We start from the raw sequence: 17,955 nt of genomic DNA, 5'->3' as shown, positions 1-17,955 counted from the left end.
AAGGTATTCTTGGATCCAACCCTAAACATCCGGTTGAATCAGGAGGCCGCAGCCATGGACAAAGTCGTCATCATCACGGGGGGCAGCCGTGGCATTGGCGCCCAGACAGCATTGCTCGCGGCTCGCCAGGGCTATCGCATCTGCATCAACTACCAGGCGGATGAAGACGCGGCCCACCGTGTACTTGAACAGGTGCGTGCGTTGGGGGCCCAGGCGATTGCCGTGCGGGCCGATGTCAGCATCGAGGATGAAGTGATCGGCCTGTTCAATCGTGTTGATGCGGAGTTGGGGCGGGTCACTGCGCTGGTCAACAACGCTGGCACCGTGGGGCACAAGTCACGGGTTGATGAGATGTCCGAGTTTCGTATCCTCAAAATCCTCAAGACCAATGTGTTGGGCCCGATTCTGTGTGCCAAGCACGCGGTGCTGCGCATGTCGCCACGGCATGGCGGGCAGGGCGGCAGTATCGTCAACGTGTCGTCGGTGGCGGCGCGGCTGGGCTCGCCGGGCGAGTATGTCGACTACGCCGCCTCCAAGGGCGCGCTGGATACCTTCACTATCGGCTTATCGAAAGAGGTCGCAGGTGAGGGTATCCGTGTCAACGCGGTACGCCCTGGCTATATCTTTACCGACTTCCATGCCCTGAGCGGCGACCCGGACCGGGTCAGCAAGCTGGAGTCCGGAATCCCGATGGCGCGGGGCGGGCGCCCGGATGAAGTGGCGGAGGCGATTATCTGGTTACTGTCGGACAAGGCGTCGTATTCCACCGGAACGTTCATTGACCTGGGCGGCGGCCGTTAAGGCGTTGGCCGATCAGGTCCGCAGCGTGCGCAGCACCTCGTAGCCGTACCAGGAGAACTGCCGGAGCAGGTCGGCTTCGGAGTGCTTCACCACGCCATAGCCGCAGTTGGAAAAACCCTCGATATGGCCATTGCGGCTATCGCTGCCATTGAGGGTTCGATCATCGACGTTATCGAGAAAACGCAGCACTTTGTCCAGATCGTAGGCCGCATCAGCTCTGGCCTGCGGGTCTGGATTGGCTTGCGTCCAGTCGCCGACCTGTCGCTTGAGGTCATCGACGACCTGATAGAAATCGCAGCCCTTGAGGAAGTTTTTCGTCACGCTACTGTGCTCAATGATCGCCTCTGCCGAGCGATGATCACCGGCAGGGCGCCCGCTCGGACCTTTCATCTGACGCATCTGCTGTTGTTCCGCCCAGCGCATGTAGTGGTGAGGGACGGGAAAAGGCTTCAGGTTAAGGGGTGCACTTGCTGGCAGTGGGCAGTTTTTCCAGGTAATCACGCAGGTCTCTTTATTCGGTCTGTGGAGGCCTCTGAGTCGTTAAGACGCGACGGTAGGTTCCATTTAGAACGAGCGCACAATCCGCCCTAATGTCTCCATGGCCTTCTCCGAGGCTTCGCTCCACGGGCTGCCATAGTTCAAGCGTATGCAGTTTCTGAAGCGCTGGGTCGCGGAAAAGATTGGCCCCGGCGCAATGCTGATGCCCTGGGCCAGGGCCATCTGGAACAATTTCAGCGAGTCGGTCTGCTCCGGCAATTCCAACCACAAAAAATAGCCTCCGGCAGGTTGGCTGACCCGCGTCTGTGCCGGGAAGTAGCGGGCGATGGCCGCCAGCATGGCGCTTTGCTGTTCTTCCAGGGCGTAGCGCAGTTTGCGCAGGTGCCGGTCATAGCCGCCGTGTTGCAGGTAATCGGCAATCGCCGCCTGGGCCGGCATCGACGGGCACAGTGAGGTCATCAATTTCAGCCGCTCCACCTTCTGTGCGAAGCGCCCGGCGGCGACCCAGCCCACCCGGTAACCGGGCGCCAGGCTCTTGGCAAAGGAGCCGCAGTGCATTACCAACCCTTCGGTATCGAAGGCCTTGGCCGGTTTCGGCGCTTGTTGCCCGTAATACAGCTCGGCGTAGACGTCATCTTCGATCAACGGCACTTGATGGCTGCGCAGCAGTTCCACCAGCGCCTGTTTTTTCTCTTCAGGCAGCGTGGCGCCCATGGGGTTCTGGAAGCTGGTCATGGTCCAGCAGGCCTTGATCGGATAGCGCTCAAGGCTTTGGGCCAAGGCGCTCAGGTCGATACCGTCACGCGGATGCACCGGAATCTCCACGGCCTTGAGCTTCAAGCGTTCAAGCACTTGCAAGCAGGCGTAGAACGCCGGCGCTTCGATGGCGACCAGGTCGCCCGGTTCGGTCACGGCCTGCAGGCACAGGTTGAGCGCTTCGAGGGCGCCGTTGGTGATCAGCAGCTCCTCCATCGGCAGCATCAGGCCGCCGACCATATAGCGCAGGGCAATCTGGCGGCGCAGTTGCGGGTTGCCTGGCGACATGTCGGTGACCACCAGGCGTGGGTCCATTTCGCGGCTGGCACTGGCCAGTGAGCGGGCCAGGCGTGGCAGCGGGAACAGCATGGGGCTGGGGAAGGCCGAACCGAAGGGTACGGTGTTGGGGTCTTTGATCGAGTCCAGTACCGAGAACACCAGCTCGCTCACGCCCACATCGGTGGACTCATGCACCTGCTCACTCACCACGGGTTCGGAAAACGGGCTGGGCGCATGGGTGTTGACGAAGTAGCCAGAGCGGGGGCGTGCGCGAATCAGGCCACGACGCTCCAGCAAGTAATAGGCCTGGAACACGGTGGACGGGCTGACGCCGTAGGCCTGGCTGGCATAGCGCACCGATGGCACGCGCTGGCCGGGGCCGAGGACGCCGGAGCGGATCAGTTCTGCGATGTCGTCGGCGAATTTTTCGTAGCGTTTCATGGCGGCCTAATTTGCTTTTTGAATGTGTACGCAGGGCGAACTGTGGGAGCTGGCTTGCCTGCGAAGGCGGTGTGTCAGTCACTGCATCTGTTACTGCACTACCGCTTTCGCAGGCAAGCCAGCTCCCACATTTGATCGTTATTGTTGATGAAATATCAGCGATTCAAGGGCGCAACGAAGCGGCTGTCGGCAGCGGTATAAATCCACGGCTCATCCACATCCGTCACTTTAAAACGGATAGTTTGAGAACTGCTGGCGGGTGTGTCCGCCAGCAACGCCACCGACACCGGTACATCGACAATTTCCCCGGGCGCCAGGCTGACCTGGGTCTTGCCTTGCAACTGGAAGCCCTCGGCATCCACCAGTTCCAGGCGGTAGTCCTGGCGCTGCTGGGTCTTGTTGATCACCTTGAGGCTGTAGATGTTCTCGATCAAGCCCTGGCTGTTTTCGCGGAACATACCGCGGTCCTTGGTGACATCCAGCGACACCATCGGCCGTTCAATCAGGGCCACCACCAATGCCGCGATCATCACCAGCAGCACGGCACTGTAGCCGATCAGGCGTGGCCGCAGCAGGTGAGTCTTGCCCCCCTGCAATTGATGCTCACTGGTGTAACTGACCAAGCCACGGGCATAGCCCATTTTGTCCATGATCGAATCACAGGCGTCGATGCAGGCCGCGCAGCCGATGCATTCCATTTGCAGGCCGTCGCGGATGTCGATGCCGGTGGGGCATACCTGCACGCACAGTTGGCAGTCGATGCAATCGCCCAGGCCAACTTCGGCTGGCTGCACGTCACGCTTACGCGGGCCACGCTGCTCGCCACGGGCGGCGTCGTAGGAAATGGTCAGGGTGTCTTTATCAAACATCACGCTCTGGAACCGTGCATAGGGGCACATGTGCATGCACACCGCTTCGCGCAGCCAACCGGCATTGAGGTAGGTGGCGCCCGTGAAAAACAACACCCAGAACAGGCTCACACCGCCCATCTGCCACGTCAGCAATTCAGCGGCCAAGGGGCGGATGGGGGTGAAATAGCCCACAAACGTCAGCCCGGTCAACACACTGATACCCAGCCACATCGTGTGTTTGGCCGAGCGACGTGCCAGCTTGTTCAGGCTCCAGGGCGCGGCCTGCAGTTTGATGCGCTGGTTGCGTTCACCCTCGGTGACCTTTTCACACCACATGAACAGCCAGGTGAACGAGCTTTGCGGGCAGGTGTAGCCGCACCAGACGCGGCCGGCGAACACCGTGATTGCAAAGAGGCCGAAGGCGCAGATGATCAGCAGCGCCGAGAGCAGGATGAAGTCCTGAGGCCAGAACGTCGCACCAAAGATATGAAATTTGCTCTCGGCCAGGTCCCACAGTACGGCTTGGCGCCCACCCCAGTTCAGCCACACGGTGCCGAAAAAAGCCAGGAACAGCAGGCCGGCACCGCCCACGCGCAAGGTGCGAAACAGCCCGGTAAAACTGCGGGTATGGATCAGGTTGTCGCTGGATTTGGCCTTCACCTTCTTTGGGTGAATGGGCTCAAAGGTTTCCACGGTTGGGATTCGTTCGCTCATGGTCGTTCGCTCATCAGCCTCCATCAGGCCGATGAAATATGGGCGACGGGCTGTTTACATAACAGACTCAGGTGGAGCGATAAAAACCGGATCAGATAGGCCTGGCGCGTTCTTGTGCGTCAATGTGCTGCACCCCCAGGGCATAGGGGTGCAGGGATTCATTGGATTCGATGATGCAGATCAATCAAATCACCGAACCAGGCTCTTGCGCCTTCACATGGTTACGGCCATCCGTGGCCCCTTCAACCGTCAGCGCGTCGGCTTCGGCTTCAGTGATATAGATCCGCTCGCCCGCCAGGTCCACATAGGACATGGCTTTGTCATTGTCGGTAAGGATCTTCACGCGGGTGGCTGGCAGGCTTTGCTCCTGGCCGTCCACGCCGAGCTTGAAGTAGCACAAATGGTTGTCGATGCGCAGGGTCATGGCGATCTCCTTTCTATGGGCTATATAGCCTTAGGCGGCACCTATGGAGGCAGGTTCCAGGCAACTGACTGGCGGTCTGCGCTGTCCACCCTTTAACTACCCATAATAAAAAGGAGTGTATCCATGGACGCCTGGTGGCATGTGGTATGGCAAACCCTGCAAGCCGAATTCGCGGACATCGGCGATGCCAGGCAACTCACCCAAGTGACCGTGCGCCTGCTGATCGCGGCGATCCTCGGCGGCATCCTGGGGTTTGAACGTGAGCACAAGGGCAAGGCGGCCGGGGTGCGCACCCATATGCTGGTGGCACTGGGCGCCGCGCTGTTCGTGCTGGTGCCGCAAATGTCCGGCAACCAGGCAGATGCCATGAGCCGTGTGGTTCAGGGGGTGATTGCGGGCATTGGCTTCCTCGGTGCCGGCACCATCCTCAAGGGCAAGGAAGACGAGGAGGGCCAGCATGTGAAGGGTCTGACCACGGCAGCCGGGTTGTGGATGACCGCCGCCATTGGCGTGGCGGCGGGCATGGGCCGTGAATCGACCGCGGTACTCAGTACCCTGCTGGCCCTGGCGGTGTTCAGCATCATGCCCAGAATCGTCAAAATGTTGGAAAAATGATGCCGCATCATGGATCACTGGATGCTTGGCGAATGCCAGGCTTGGATCCCTATTACCGGCGGCATAGTGGTCGGCGGCTCCTCCACGGGCGGTGGGTCGTTTTCCGGCGGTTCTTTCTCCGGAACGGGTGCCGGTTCGCCGGGCGGCAGAGGCGGGTTGTCGATATTCGGATCTTCAGGTTCAGGGGGGATCGGGATATTCATCGGTGTGGCCTCCTTTGTGCTTTGCTCTAGCGGTGGACCGCGGCCTGGGGCAATTGATTCCCTGCCCAGTGGCGGGATATCCACCTGAACTTTTGCTGCGCGCCCAGGCTCGGACCTTAAACGGCCACGCTCGGGGAGAGCGCCGCCGCCTTTGAATTCGGATCAAGCCAAGAGCGTCCACAGGGCGTAAGGGGAAGATGCTCGATGACTGCTGAAACACTGGTTCCAGAAGACTCCGTGCTGCCGCTGTCCCAGGCGCTGCTGTTACCCAGGATCGCGATCGAAAGCACCATGCCGGTCATCGACAACGGTGAGTTTGCCGTCAAGGCGGTGGTGGGCCAGCGGGTCCATGTGACCAGCAAAGTGTTTGCCGATGGCCACGATAAACTGGCGGTGTTGATCCGCTGGCGCGCCCTGAGAGATGAAAGCTGGCACAGCGTGGTCATGCTGGATATCGGCAACAATGGTTGGGAGGGCGCGTTTACCGTCGCCCGCCAAGGCCGCCATGAGTATTGCATCGAAGCCTGGATCGACACCTTTGCCAGCTTCTGTTACGAACTGCGCAAGAAGCATGAAGCTGGCGTGCCAGTCAGCCTGGAGTTGCAGGAGGGCCGCAGCCTGGTGTTGCAGGCCGCCGAACGCAGTGATAACGAACTGCGCGACCGCTTGATGTTGTTGCACCATGAGCTCTCCGGCCTGCTGGAAACCGAGCAGGTGGCGTTGTTCCTGCACGAAGACAGTGCACACCTGATGACCCAGGCCGACCATCGGGCCTATTTGAGCGTCAGCCCCGCGTACCCGATTGACGTGGAACGTGAAGCCGCACAATTTGCCAGCTGGTACGAGCTGTTTCCGCGCTCGATCACCGACGATCCGGCGCGGCACGGCACGTTTAACGACGTGCACGCGCGCTTGCCGATGATCCATGACATGGGTTTTGACGTGCTGTACTTTCCGCCGATTCACCCCATCGGCCGCAGTCATCGCAAGGGCAAGAACAATTCACTCACCGCCGGCCCCGATGATCCTGGCAGCCCCTATGCCATCGGGAGTGAGGAGGGCGGTCACGAGGCGATCCACCCGCAGTTGGGCACGCGCGATGATTTTCGTCGGTTGGTCCAGGCCGCTGCCGACCACGGCCTGGAAATCGCCTTGGACTTCGCGATCCAGTGCTCCCAGGATCACCCCTGGCTCAAGCAGCATCCGGGTTGGTTCAACTGGCGCCCGGACGGCACGATCAAGTACGCGGAAAACCCACCGAAAAAATACCAGGACATCGTCAACGTCGATTTCTACGCGGCCGATGCCATCCCGAGCCTGTGGACCGAACTGCGCGATATCGTGGTGGGCTGGGTGCAAGAGGGCGTGAAGACCTTTCGCGTCGACAACCCGCACACCAAGCCCCTGCCGTTCTGGCAATGGCTGATCAGCGACGTGCGCGCCAAGTACCCGGAGGTGATCTTCCTCGCCGAAGCCTTCACCACCCCGGCGATGATGGCGCGCCTGGGCAAGGTCGGCTATTCCCAGAGCTACACCTACTTCACCTGGCGCAACACCAAGGCTGAGCTGAGCGAGTACCTCACCCAACTGAACCAGTCGCCCTGGCGTGAGTGCTACCGCCCGAACTTCTTCGTCAATACGCCAGACATCAACCCCGGTTTCCTGCATGAATCCGGCCGCGCAGGCTTCCTGATCCGTGCTGCGCTGGCCACCATGGGCTCGGGGCTGTGGGGGATGTATTCAGGCTTTGAGTTGTGCGAAGCCGCGCCGGTGCCGGGCAAAGAGGAATACCTGGACTCGGAGAAGTACGAGATACGCCCCCGCGACTTCACCGCGCCCGGCAACATCATCGCCGAGATCGCCCAGCTCAACCGCATCCGCCGCCAGAACCCGGCGTTGCACACGCACCTGGGGCTCAAGCTCTACAACGCCTGGAACGACAACATCCTGTATTTCGGCAAGCGCAGCGAAGACGGCAGCAATTTCATTCTGGTCGCCGTCAATCTCGATCCGCACAACGCCCAGGAAGCCCACTTCGAATTGCCACTGTGGGAGATGGGCTTGCCCGACGATGCCCAGACCCAGGGCGAAGACTTGATGAACGGCCACCGCTGGACCTGGTACGGCAAGACCCAATGGACCCGGCTGGAACCGCAGATGCCGTTCGGCATCTGGCGCATCAGCACACCCTGAGTCTGATGAGGATCGAAATGGTGGGAGCGGGCTTGCTCGCGAAAGCGTTGTGTCAGCCAATGAATCTATGCACTGATCCACCGCTTTCGCGAGCAAGCCCGCTCCCACATGTACCGAGTTCAGTTAGCAAAATGTTGAGTTTTCCAGGAGTTTGCAATGGCCAAGAAACCCAAGGCAGCCACCTTTATCAAAGACCCGCTCTGGTACAAAGACGCGGTGATCTACCAGGTTCACGTCAAATCCTATTTCGACTCCAACAACGACGGCATTGGCGACTTTGCCGGGCTGATCGCCAAACTTGACTACATCGCTGACCTGGGCGTGAACACCATCTGGCTGCTGCCGTTCTACCCCTCGCCGCGCCGTGATGACGGCTACGACATTGCCGAATACCGCGGCGTGCACAGCGACTACGGGACGATGGCCGATGCCAAGCGCTTTATTGCCCAAGCCCACCAACGCGGGCTGCGGGTGATCACTGAACTGGTGATCAACCACACCTCCGACCAGCACCCCTGGTTCCAGCGTGCGCGCAAGGCCAAGCCAGGCTCGGCCGCACGGGACTTTTACGTGTGGTCGGACGATGACCAGAAATACGACGGCACGCGCATTATTTTCCTCGACACCGAAAAGTCCAACTGGACCTGGGACCCGGTGGCCGGCCAGTACTTCTGGCACCGCTTTTACTCGCACCAACCGGACCTCAACTTCGATAACCCGCAGGTCATGAAAGCGGTGCTGTCGGTAATGCGCTATTGGCTCGACCTGGGCATCGATGGCCTGCGCCTGGACGCCATTCCCTATTTGATCGAACGAGACGGCACCAACAACGAGAACCTGGCGGAAACCCACGACGTCCTCAAGCAGATCCGCGCCGAGATCGACGCCCATTACCCCGACCGCATGCTCCTGGCCGAAGCCAACCAGTGGCCGGAAGACACGCAGCTGTACTTTGGAGACAGAAAGGGCGACGACGGCGATGAATGCCATATGGCATTCCACTTCCCGCTGATGCCGCGTATGTACATGGCGTTGGCCCAGGAAGATCGCTTCCCCATCACTGACATTCTGCGCCAGACCCCGGAGATTCCCGCCAATTGCCAGTGGGCAATTTTCCTGCGCAACCATGATGAGCTGACCCTGGAAATGGTCACCGACAAAGAGCGTGACTACCTGTGGAACTACTACGCCGCAGACCGCCGCGCCCGCATCAACCTGGGCATTCGACGGCGCCTGGCGCCGCTGGTGGAGCGTGATCGTCGGCGGGTGGAACTGCTTAACAGCTTGTTGCTGTCGATGCCCGGCACGCCGACCTTGTACTACGGCGATGAAATCGGCATGGGCGACAACATCTACCTGGGCGACCGTGACGGCGTGCGCACGCCCATGCAATGGTCCATCGACCGCAATGGCGGTTTTTCCCGTGCCGACCCGGCCAGCCTGGTGCTGCCGCCGATCATGGACCCGCAATACGGCTACCAGTCGGTCAACGTCGAGACCCAGGCCCAGGACCCGCACTCATTGCTCAACTGGACCCGGCGCATGCTCGCAGTGCGCAAACAATCCAAGGCGTTTGGCCGTGGCAGCCTGAAAATGTTGTCACCGGCTAACCGGCGCATCCTGGCTTACACCCGTGAATACACCGGTGAAGACGGCCACACCGAGATCATCCTGTGCGTGGCCAACGTGTCGCGCAGCGCCCAGGCGGCGGAGCTGGACCTGTCGGCCTTTGCCGGCATGGTGCCGGTGGAGATGCTCGGCGGTAATGCCTTCCCGCCGATCGGCCAGCTGAATTTCCTGCTGACCCTGGCGCCCTATGGTTTCTATTGGTTCGTGCTGGCCGCGGAAAACCAGATGCCCAGCTGGCATGTGGAACCGGCGCAAAGCATGCCCGACTTCACCACTTTGGTACTGAAAAAACGCATGGAAGAGTTATTGGAAGAACCTTGCCGCACCAGCCTGGAGCACACTTCATTGCCGGCCTGGCTGCCCAAGCGTCGCTGGTTTGCCGGCAAAGACACGGCAATCGACACGGTGCACATCGCCTACGGCGTGCGTTTTGGCGACCCGCAGCATCCGGTGTTGCTCAGTGAGATCGAAGTGACCAGTGCTGGCCAGGTTAACCGCTACCAACTGCCCTTGGGCTTCCTTGGCGAAGACCAGTTCACCAGCGCCTTGCCCCAGCAATTGGCGTTGGCCCGGGTGCGACGCACCCGCCAGGTGGGTTTGGTGACCGATGCCTTCAGCCTTGAGCATTTTATCCTTGAGGTGATCCAGGCCATGCAGGCCGCTACCGTGCTGAGTACCCCTGACGGCGATCTACGGTTTGAGGCGACTGAACACTTGGCCGCGCTGCAACTGACCCGTGAATCGCCGGTGCGTTATTTGTCTGCCGAGCAATCCAACAGCTCGGTGGTGGTCGGTGACAGCCTGGTGCTCAAGCTGATTCGTAAAGTCAGCGCCGGCGTGCACCCGGAGCTGGAAATGAGCGCCTACCTGACCGCCGCCGGCTACCCGAACATTTCGCCGCTGCTGGGCTTTATGAGCCGCCGCGACGGGCAGGGGCAGGACAACCTGCTGATGATTGCCCAGGGTTACTTGAGCAACCAGGGCGATGCCTGGAGCTGGACCCAGAACAACCTGGAGCGGGCGATCCGCGATGAGCTGGCCGACGCGATCTCTGAACAGGAACAGCACTACAACGCCCTCGGCGAGTTGGCGGATTTTGCCGGTTTGCTCGGTCAGCGCCTGGGTGAAATGCACGTGGTATTGGGTGCGCCAACGAGCGATAAAGCCTTCAAGCCCGAAGTCACCACGGCCAAGGACACCCAAGCCTGGGCCAAGGATGTCGGGGCCCAGATCGACCGTGCCCTGCAGTTGCTCAAGCTTCATCAAAGCCAGTTGAACCCCGCCGACCAGGCGTTGGTCAGTGAATTACTGGCGCAGAAAAAAGCCATCGCCTCGCATGTTCAGGCGTTGGCCAAAGCCACGGCGGGCGGGTTGCGTATTCGCGTCCACGGTGACTTGCACCTGGGCCAGGTATTGGTGGTCAAGGGCGATGCCTACTTGATCGACTTTGAGGGCGAGCCGGCGCGGCCGCTGCATGAGCGGCGCGGCAAGCACAGCCCTTATAAGGATGTGAGCGGTGTGCTGCGTTCCTTCGATTATGCGGCGGCCATGGCGCTGAATGTGCAAGGGGTGGATCACACGCCAGAAGCGAACGCAGCGCGCAAACGCGTGACCGACCGCTACCTGAATGAAGCCCGCGTAGCATTTACCCAGGCTTATCAGGCCGCTGCGTCTACACTGGCGCATGACTGGCAGGATGCCAACGGCCACGACGCAGCGCTGACCTTGTTCAGCCTGGAAAAGGCCGCGTACGAAGTGGCCTACGAAGCAGAAAACCGCCCGACCTGGCTGCCGGTGCCCCTGCAAGGGCTGCACGGCTTGCTGAGCGGGCTGACACCTATATCGAAACCTGTACGCGGTGGGGAGACGTCATGAGTTTTACACAGAGAGAACCGCTGCAGCCCAAGTTGACTGCATTGCCGGCGTCCAAGGACGTCGATGCGCTGGTGCGCGCCGAGCACCCCGATCCCTTTTCGATCCTGGGGCCCCATGATGACGAGCAGGGCGGCCAGTTTATCCGTGCGTTCCTGCCGGAGGCCCTGAGTGTTCAGGTGCTGGCGCGTGACACGGGCGAGCCGTTTGGCAGCCTCGACGCCACCCAGGTGCCGGGCCTGTTTGTCGGGCACTTCAACCCTCGCCAGCCCTACCTGCTGAAAATCCAGTGGGCCGGCGGTGAGCAGATCACCGAAGACCCTTACAGCTTCAGCCAATTGCTGCTGGGGGAAATGGACCTGTACCTGTTTGCCGAAGGCAATCACCGTGACCTGGGCAACTGCCTGGGGGCTCAGGTGGTCAGCGTCGACGGCGTGCAGGGCGTGCGCTTTGCCGTCTGGGCGCCGAACGCACGGCGGGTTTCGGTGGTGGGCGACTTCAATATCTGGGACGGGCGCCGCCACCCGATGCGCCTGCGCCATCCATCGGGCGTGTGGGAAATCTTCATCCCACGCCTGCAGCCGGGCGCGGCCTACAAGTATGAAATTCTCGGCGCCCACGGCATTCTGCCGCTCAAGGCCGACCCCGTGGCGCTGGCCACCCAACTGCCGCCGGACACCGCTTCCAAGGTCGCCGCACCTTTGCAAGTGGATTGGCAGGACCATGAGTGGATGCAATCGCGGGGCGACAAGCAGAAATCCACCGCGCCGTTGTCGATCTACGAGCTGCATGTGGGGTCCTGGCAGTGCGAGCTGGACGAGGCCGGTGAAGTGGCCCGGCAATATGGCTGGCGTGAGCTGGCCGAGCGGCTGATTCCTTACGTTCAACAATTGGGCTTCACCCATATCGAACTGATGCCGATCATGGAGCACCCCTTCGGTGGCTCCTGGGGCTATCAGGCGTTATCCCAGTTTGCCCCCAGCGCACGCTTTGGCTCGCCGGAAGACTTTGCCTGGTTCGTCAATGCCTGCCATCAGGCCGATATCGGTGTGATCCTCGACTGGGTGCCAGCGCATTTCCCCACCGATACCCACGGCCTGGCGCAATTTGACGGCACCGCACTGTACGAATACGCCAACCCCTTGGAAGGTTTTCACCAGGATTGGGACACGCTGATCTACAACCTGGGCCGCACCGAGGTCCACGGTTTCATGCTCGCGTCGGCCTTGCACTGGCTCAAGCATTTCCATGTGGACGGCCTGCGCGTGGACGCCGTGGCCTCCATGCTGTATCGCGATTATTCACGCAAGGCCGGTGAATGGGTGCCCAACCGCCATGGCGGTCGCGAGAACCTGGAAGCCATCGACTTCTTGCGGCACCTGAACGACGTGGTCGCCCTTGAAGCGCCGGGCGCCTTGGTGATTGCCGAGGAGTCCACGGCCTGGCCGGGCGTCAGCCAGCCGACCCAACAGGGTGGCCTGGGCTTCAACTACAAATGGAACATGGGCTGGATGCACGACTCCTTGCATTACATCCAGCAAGATCCGGTGTACCGCGCCCATCATCACAACGAGCTGAGTTTCGGGTTGGTGTATGCCTGGTCCGAGCGCTTTATCCTGCCGATTTCCCATGATGAGGTGGTACACGGCAAGCACTCGCTGATCGACAAGATGCCCGGCGACCGCTGGCAGAAATTTGCCAACCTGCGCGCCTACCTCAGTTTCATGTGGATGCACCCCGGCAAGAAGCTGCTGTTCATGGGCTGCGAATTTGGCCAATGGCGCGAGTGGAACCACGACCAGCAACTGGATTGGTATTTGCTGCAGTACCCCGAGCACCGTGGCGTGCAGAAGCTGGTGGGCGACCTGAACCGCCTGTACCGCGAAGAACCTGCGTTGCACGAACAGGACGATGCGCCCCAGGGCTTCCAATGGCTGATCGGTGATGACGCGATCAACAGCGTTTACGCCTGGCTGCGCTGGAGCAAGGATGGCAAACCGGTGTTGGTGGTTGCCAACTTCACCCCGGTGCCTCGCGAAGGCTACGCAGTCGGTGTGCCGTTTGGCGGGCGTTGGAGTGAGGTGATCAACAGTGATGCCGACACCTACGCCGGCTCCAATTACGGCAATGGCGGCGCGGTATCTACCCAGGATGAGCCGCGCCATGGGCAACCGGTGTCGCTGTCGCTGAACTTGCCGCCCTTGGGTGTGCTGATTTTGCGGCCCGAGGAGCATGAAACGCTCTAGCGCGGCGGATGCTGCTGTTCGGCTTGCTGGCAAGGTGCCACAATGGCGCCTTTGTCGTCGCCGTTCACACAGGCCAATCCCATGAATAGCCTCGGGCAAGATCAGGGTCAGCAAATCGAAGAGCAGGTGCGAACCGACCGTTTGCACCAGCTGTTTCGTCAATCATTCTCGGCGATCTTCGGCAGCTACCTGGGCGCCGTCATGCTCTGCTGGCTGTGCTGGGATCGGTTCGATCATCAGGTCATCCTGGTGTGGCTGGTGGTGCTGGCGGGCTCGTCCTTGGTGCGCCTGCATCTGTTCGTGCAATGGTTTCGCTGCCCGGACGCGGGGCGCACACCCGCCCGTTGGGAACGCCGCTACTGGGTCACGCTGATGCTGTCGGCGGGGATTTGGGGCGGCGGGGCGCTGGCGGTGATGCCGGTGGATGACCGTTTATCCCAGGTGTTGGTGATGCTGTTTACCGTGGGCATGTCGGTCAGTGCGGTGTCCTGTTATTCGGCCTATCGCTACATGACGCTGGGTTCCATGGCGCTGGTGTTGCTTCCCTGTACGGTATGGATGCTGCTCCAGCCGTCGCCGATGCAAGTCGGCGTGGCGCTGGCGGTGCTGGTGTTTGCCTCGTTTGTGGTCGGGGCGACGCACAAACTCTCCGATGCCCTGGAGAAAGCCTTTCGCCTGACGCGGCAGATGGAGCGCGCTCATCATATTTCCACCCGCGCCGCCCAGACCGATGAACTGACCGGGCTGATGAACCGTCGGGCGTTTTACGAGCAAGCCCAGTTGCTTTACGCCCAGTGCCTGCGCGAGCAGCAGCCGCTGTGTGCGTTGATGATGGACATGGACCACTTCAAAGCCATCAATGACACCTACGGCCACCAAGCCGGTGACCAGGTGTTGCGCCAGATTGGCGCGGTGATCAGCGCATCCTTTCGCCAGACCGATATCTACGGTCGCCTGGGAGGCGAGGAGTTTGCCGTGTTGCTGCCCAATACCTCATTGGAAACCGCGCGCGGCATTGCCGAGCAGTTGATCCAGAAAATTGGTGACTTGCCCGCCGACCCGGTCCAGGGGGTGAGCGCCAGCCTGGGCGTGGCATCCACCCACGCTCAGCATCTGGATTTGAACGGCTTGATGAACAGCGCCGACAAGGCCCTGTACCAGGCCAAGGCATCGGGCCGCAATCAGGTGGCGGTCGTCGACTGATCCTTGCTCATCGCCTTTGCCAGCACTCGCGCAACCTGGTCGGCGGAGTAGGGCTTGGCGAGGAATTCAAAGCCTTCATAGCCGCTGTCCGCCAGTTCCTCGCTGTAGCCGGAGACGAGTACCACGGGCAGGTCCGGGCGGCGCTGGCGCAGTAGCTTGACCATGGCCACGCCGGTCATGCCGGGCATCACCACGTCGGAGAAAATCGCATCGAACCCCTGGACGTCTGTGCCGGCGAGGTTCAGCGCCTGTTCGGCATTGGTCGCCCACGTGGTCTGGTAACCCAGGTCCTTGAGGATCTGGCTGGCGAAGCGTCCTACCTCAAGGTTGTCTTCGACGATCAGCACGTGCTGATGAGCCGCCTCTTGCGGCGCTGGCAAGTCTGTATGCGAGTCTTGTTCCGGCGCCGCTTCGCCTTCTACTTGCGGCAGGTACAAGGTAAACACCGTGCCGTGGCCCAGGGTGCTGGCCACATCGATATTGCCGCCTGACTGCTTGGCAAAGCCGAATACCTGCGACAGGCCAAGGCCCGTGCCTTTGCCCACGGCCTTGGTGGTGAAGAACGGCTCGAAGATGCGCTCGAAGGTATCGCTGGGAATCCCGGGGCCGGTGTCGGCCAGGGAAATGGCGATGTAGGGCATGCACGACTCGGCATCCCCGCGGATACGTGGCAGCGTTTGCTGCCCGGCAACCTTCAGGGTCAGGGTACCCTGGCCGTCCATCGCATCGCGGGCGTTGAGGGCGATGTTGATCAGCGCGGTTTCGAACTGGCTGGGGTCGATGCGCGCATAGCAGGGCTGATCAGGCAATTGCACCTGCACATGAATGCGTGCGCCGGTGACGCTTTCGAGCATCTCGCCGATGTTCTGCACGCGCTGGCCGACATCGAAGACCTGCGGGTTCAACGGTTGGCGACGGGCAAAGGCGAGCAGTTGGCTGGTGAGCTTGCTGGCCCGCTCCACGGTGTCGGACACCGCGCACATATAACGTTGCCGACGCTCTTCGGACAGGCCCGGTTGGCGCAGGAAATCCACGGATGAGCGGATAATGGTCAGCAGGTTGTTGAAGTCATGGGCGACGCCACCGGTCAGTTGGCCGATGGCCTCAAGTTTTTGTGACTGGCGCAGTGCAGCTTCGGCTTCGGCCAGCGCACGGGTACGCTCATTCACGCGCTGCTCGAGGTTGGCATTGAGTTCCGCATAGGCGGCCAGGCCCTTACGCACGGCGGCGTCGGCGCGCACGCGCTCGATGTGCGCCCAGGAACGCTCGGTGACTTCGCCCAACAGCGCGATGTCGTAGGACGACCAAAAACGCGGCACTTTGTCGTGTACGGCCATCAGGGCGGTGAGCCGCCCGTCTTTGATCAAGGGCATGCAAATAGTGGCTGTCACACCGAGCGCCTGGAAGCTTGCGGCATCCTGGGGCGGCAACTCGATCAGGTTATTGCGTATCACCAGTGGCTCGCCGGCACGCAAGCAGTTGACCGCGCACTCGCCAAACGCCGCCAGGCTGTAATGGCCGATGATGCTCGGCGAGCCTTGCGCCGACCAGTCGCCGCGAATGGAGAAGCCGTCTTGATCTTCGTCCATGTCGGCGTAGGCGCAGATGGATACCTGCAGGTGCTGGGCCAACAAACGGGTGGTCGACGTCATGATGGTTTCGGCGTCGGTGGCGTTGGTCACGCAGTTGCTAATGGCGTCCAGCACTTCAAGACGACGGGCCAGGAACACCGTGGCAGTGGTTTCGGTCACCGTGTCGAGCAGACCGACCACCACGCCCTGGGCGTTGCGAATCGGGCTGTAGCAAAAGGTGAAATAGGCTTGTTCCGGCGCTTCGTTGCGTTGGATCAACAGCGGGAAGTTTTCGATATAGGTGGCGTGCCCGTCGAACGCAGCGTCGGCGATAGGGCTGATATCGTCCCACACCTCGTGCCAGATCTCGTTGAACGGGCGGCCCAACGCATCGGGTTTGCTGCCCAGGATGGGCGTGAACGCGTCGTTGTAGAGGGTAATCAACTGAGGCCCCCAGACGATGGCCTGGGGGAAACTTGACGCGAAGGACAGCGCAACGGTTGTCTTCAACACATCGGGCCAGTGCTCAAGCGGCCCCAGGGGCGTGCTGGCCCAATCATGCTGACGAACCCGCTCTGCCATTTCGCTGCTGCCTTGCAGCCAATTCATCATTGGGTTCACACCTTGCTTGCCACGTATTGTTTAGCTTTGAAGAGCCCGACCGACTAGCAACAGACCGGAATGACCGCATTCAGTTCAGCGCGATTATCTCCCTGATAGCACTTTGATTTCATTGTCTATTTGCACGCCGTCATTGTTGGCCGGGTTGGGCCGGCGCCCAACCTTCACTGCGTGCCGAATAAACCCGTCCAATAGATGCCCGCGTCACTCTTGGGGTCCATCGCGTAGGCGGCGCCCAAGTCGCGAAATTGCGGGTTCATCAGGGTGGCGCAGTGGCCGGGGCTGGCGAGCCAACCGTCGACGACCTTGCGCGGCGTGTCGAGGCCGGCGGCGATGGTTTCGCCGATGTTCTTCGCGATATACCCGGCCAGTTCGGCGCGGTCACCGGGCGTACGACCGTCGTGGTCCAGGTGGTCGAAGAAGTTGCCGTTGGCCATGTTGCGCGTGTGGCTGTTGGCCGCGCTGGCCAGCGTGTCGTTCCACGACAGCGGTGTGGTCGCGGTGAACGCCTGGGTGCCGCACTGGCGCGGCTCGGCACGCGCGGTGTTGATCAGGTCGAGCAGTTTTCTCCCTTCGGTTTGCCAGTCGCCCAGTCCACTGGTCAGCAGCGGGCGGGCCAGCACGATGCGCCAGTCCTGGCCGCTGTTGCTGACGCCGATGTCGACAAATTGCGGATCGAGCACTACGCGGCAGAAGCTTTCGCGTACCGCTTTCATCGCAGCCTCGGCATCCTTGGGCCCGGACAGGCTGATGGCCTGCACGTTCACCATCGGGTACGCAGCCCGCGCCAGCGACTGCTGCAAATCGCCGACATTGGAGGCCGGCAATACCAGCCGTGTGTCGCTGGCCAGCGGTGGCAGCTCCTGGGAACCCTGGTCACCGCAGCGTTGTACCTGGCTGCGGTATTGGTTGATCTGTTGGACTAACTGACTTTCTTCATTCGCCATCGCGCTGGCGCAGAACACCGTAGTGGCGGCCAGCGTCGTAAGACCCATCATCAATGACAGAACGCGCATGGACGTTACCCTTGAGCTTGGA

General features: G+C 61.2%; 13 protein-coding genes. 6 read left to right on the top strand and 7 right to left on the bottom strand.

Annotated features, from left to right (window positions below; genetic code table 11):
* Positions 1-54 precede the first annotated feature (54 nt).
* The gene (locus A7K61_RS06425; RefSeq protein WP_044273522.1) at positions 55-801 is read left to right on the top strand and encodes an SDR family oxidoreductase; all 747 of its coding nucleotides are present in this window, start codon (positions 55-57) and stop codon (positions 799-801) included.
* Between the two features lie 12 nt (positions 802-813).
* Here A7K61_RS06425 and A7K61_RS06420 read toward each other — a convergent pair whose 3' ends face one another.
* From A7K61_RS06420 to A7K61_RS06405, 4 genes are all read right to left on the bottom strand, one after another.
* Positions 814-1,302, bottom strand: coding sequence for a hypothetical protein (locus tag A7K61_RS06420; RefSeq protein ID WP_241771009.1), 489 nt, complete (start codon positions 1,300-1,302; stop codon positions 814-816).
* Positions 1,303-1,365: 63 nt separating this feature from the next.
* On the bottom strand, positions 1,366-2,775 hold the full coding sequence (mapR, locus tag A7K61_RS06415; RefSeq protein ID WP_069557199.1) for a GntR family transcriptional regulator MpaR: 1,410 nt from the start codon (positions 2,773-2,775) through the stop codon (positions 1,366-1,368).
* A gap of 155 nt (positions 2,776-2,930) precedes the next feature.
* The gene (gene ccoG, locus A7K61_RS06410; protein ID WP_044273525.1) at positions 2,931-4,340 is read right to left on the bottom strand and encodes a cytochrome c oxidase accessory protein CcoG; all 1,410 of its coding nucleotides are present in this window, start codon (positions 4,338-4,340) and stop codon (positions 2,931-2,933) included.
* Between the two features lie 184 nt (positions 4,341-4,524).
* Positions 4,525-4,764, bottom strand: a complete 240-nt coding sequence (locus A7K61_RS06405; protein ID WP_044273526.1) for a DUF3203 family protein — start codon at positions 4,762-4,764, stop codon at positions 4,525-4,527.
* 123 nt (positions 4,765-4,887) lie between these two features.
* Between A7K61_RS06405 and A7K61_RS06400 the strand changes: the two genes are divergently transcribed.
* Positions 4,888-5,379: an MgtC/SapB family protein gene (locus A7K61_RS06400; RefSeq protein WP_044273527.1), complete on the top strand. Its 492-nt coding sequence runs from the start codon at positions 4,888-4,890 to the stop codon at positions 5,377-5,379.
* Between the two features lie 14 nt (positions 5,380-5,393).
* On the opposite strand, the gene A7K61_RS06395 is transcribed toward A7K61_RS06400, so the two are convergent.
* On the bottom strand, positions 5,394-5,582 hold the full coding sequence (locus tag A7K61_RS06395; RefSeq protein ID WP_032892035.1) for a hypothetical protein: 189 nt from the start codon (positions 5,580-5,582) through the stop codon (positions 5,394-5,396).
* 204 nt (positions 5,583-5,786) lie between these two features.
* Here A7K61_RS06395 and A7K61_RS06390 point away from each other — a divergent pair, with 204 nt between their 5' ends.
* The 4 genes from A7K61_RS06390 to A7K61_RS06375 all read left to right on the top strand — a co-directional run bounded on the left by A7K61_RS06390 (position 5,787) and on the right by A7K61_RS06375 (position 14,725).
* Entirely contained in the window at positions 5,787-7,775 is a 1,989-nt protein-coding gene (locus A7K61_RS06390) for an alpha-1,4-glucan--maltose-1-phosphate maltosyltransferase (RefSeq protein WP_069557198.1), read from the top strand.
* A 156-nt stretch (positions 7,776-7,931) separates the two neighbouring features.
* The gene (gene treS, locus A7K61_RS06385) at positions 7,932-11,279 is read left to right on the top strand and encodes a maltose alpha-D-glucosyltransferase (RefSeq protein ID WP_069557197.1); all 3,348 of its coding nucleotides are present in this window, start codon (positions 7,932-7,934) and stop codon (positions 11,277-11,279) included.
* Positions 11,276-13,522 (top strand): 1,4-alpha-glucan branching protein GlgB, encoded by a 2,247-nt coding sequence (gene glgB, locus A7K61_RS06380; RefSeq protein ID WP_069557196.1) that lies wholly within the window; start codon positions 11,276-11,278, stop codon positions 13,520-13,522. Before treS ends, glgB begins: the two co-directional genes overlap by 4 nt.
* Before the next feature lie 42 nt (positions 13,523-13,564).
* Positions 13,565-14,725 carry a diguanylate cyclase gene (locus A7K61_RS06375; RefSeq protein ID WP_069557195.1) on the top strand — a complete coding sequence of 387 codons (1,161 nt, stop codon included), beginning with the start codon at positions 13,565-13,567 and terminating at the stop codon, positions 14,723-14,725.
* On the opposite strand, the gene A7K61_RS06370 is transcribed toward A7K61_RS06375, so the two are convergent.
* Together A7K61_RS06370 and A7K61_RS06365 are read right to left on the bottom strand one after the other, a co-directional pair.
* Complete coding sequence (locus A7K61_RS06370; RefSeq protein WP_069557194.1) at positions 14,704-16,908, bottom strand: ATP-binding protein; 2,205 nt, start codon at positions 16,906-16,908, stop codon at positions 14,704-14,706. The two genes, A7K61_RS06375 and A7K61_RS06370, sit on opposite strands and share 22 nt — an antisense overlap.
* Before the next feature lie 173 nt (positions 16,909-17,081).
* Entirely contained in the window at positions 17,082-17,933 is an 852-nt protein-coding gene (locus tag A7K61_RS06365; RefSeq protein WP_034135509.1) for a CAP domain-containing protein, read from the bottom strand.
* Between the last annotated feature and the right edge of the window lie 22 nt (positions 17,934-17,955).

The organism is Pseudomonas sp. AP42, from assembly GCF_001728935.1.
GTDB lineage: Bacteria > Pseudomonadota > Gammaproteobacteria > Pseudomonadales > Pseudomonadaceae > Aquipseudomonas > Aquipseudomonas lactis.
Note: the sequence above shows the minus strand (reverse complement) of the source record. Positions and strands in the feature narration are given on the sequence as shown.

Coding starts and splice junctions, on each gene's coding strand:
- A7K61_RS06425 (WP_044273522.1), top strand. CDS start 55: ATGGACAAAGTCGTCATCATCACGGGGGGCAGCCGTGGCATTGGCGCC.
- mapR (WP_069557199.1), bottom strand. CDS start 2,775: ATGAAACGCTACGAAAAATTCGCCGACGACATCGCAGAACTGATCCGC.
- ccoG (WP_044273525.1), bottom strand. CDS start 4,340: ATGAGCGAACGAATCCCAACCGTGGAAACCTTTGAGCCCATTCACCCA.
- A7K61_RS06405 (WP_044273526.1), bottom strand. CDS start 4,764: ATGACCCTGCGCATCGACAACCATTTGTGCTACTTCAAGCTCGGCGTG.
- A7K61_RS06400 (WP_044273527.1), top strand. CDS start 4,888: ATGGACGCCTGGTGGCATGTGGTATGGCAAACCCTGCAAGCCGAATTC.
- A7K61_RS06395 (WP_032892035.1), bottom strand. CDS start 5,582: ATGAATATCCCGATCCCCCCTGAACCTGAAGATCCGAATATCGACAAC.
- A7K61_RS06390 (WP_069557198.1), top strand. CDS start 5,787: ATGACTGCTGAAACACTGGTTCCAGAAGACTCCGTGCTGCCGCTGTCC.
- treS (WP_069557197.1), top strand. CDS start 7,932: ATGGCCAAGAAACCCAAGGCAGCCACCTTTATCAAAGACCCGCTCTGG.
- glgB (WP_069557196.1), top strand. CDS start 11,276: ATGAGTTTTACACAGAGAGAACCGCTGCAGCCCAAGTTGACTGCATTG.
- A7K61_RS06375 (WP_069557195.1), top strand. CDS start 13,565: ATGGCGCCTTTGTCGTCGCCGTTCACACAGGCCAATCCCATGAATAGC.
- A7K61_RS06370 (WP_069557194.1), bottom strand. CDS start 16,908: ATGATGAATTGGCTGCAAGGCAGCAGCGAAATGGCAGAGCGGGTTCGT.
- A7K61_RS06365 (WP_034135509.1), bottom strand. CDS start 17,933: ATGCGCGTTCTGTCATTGATGATGGGTCTTACGACGCTGGCCGCCACT.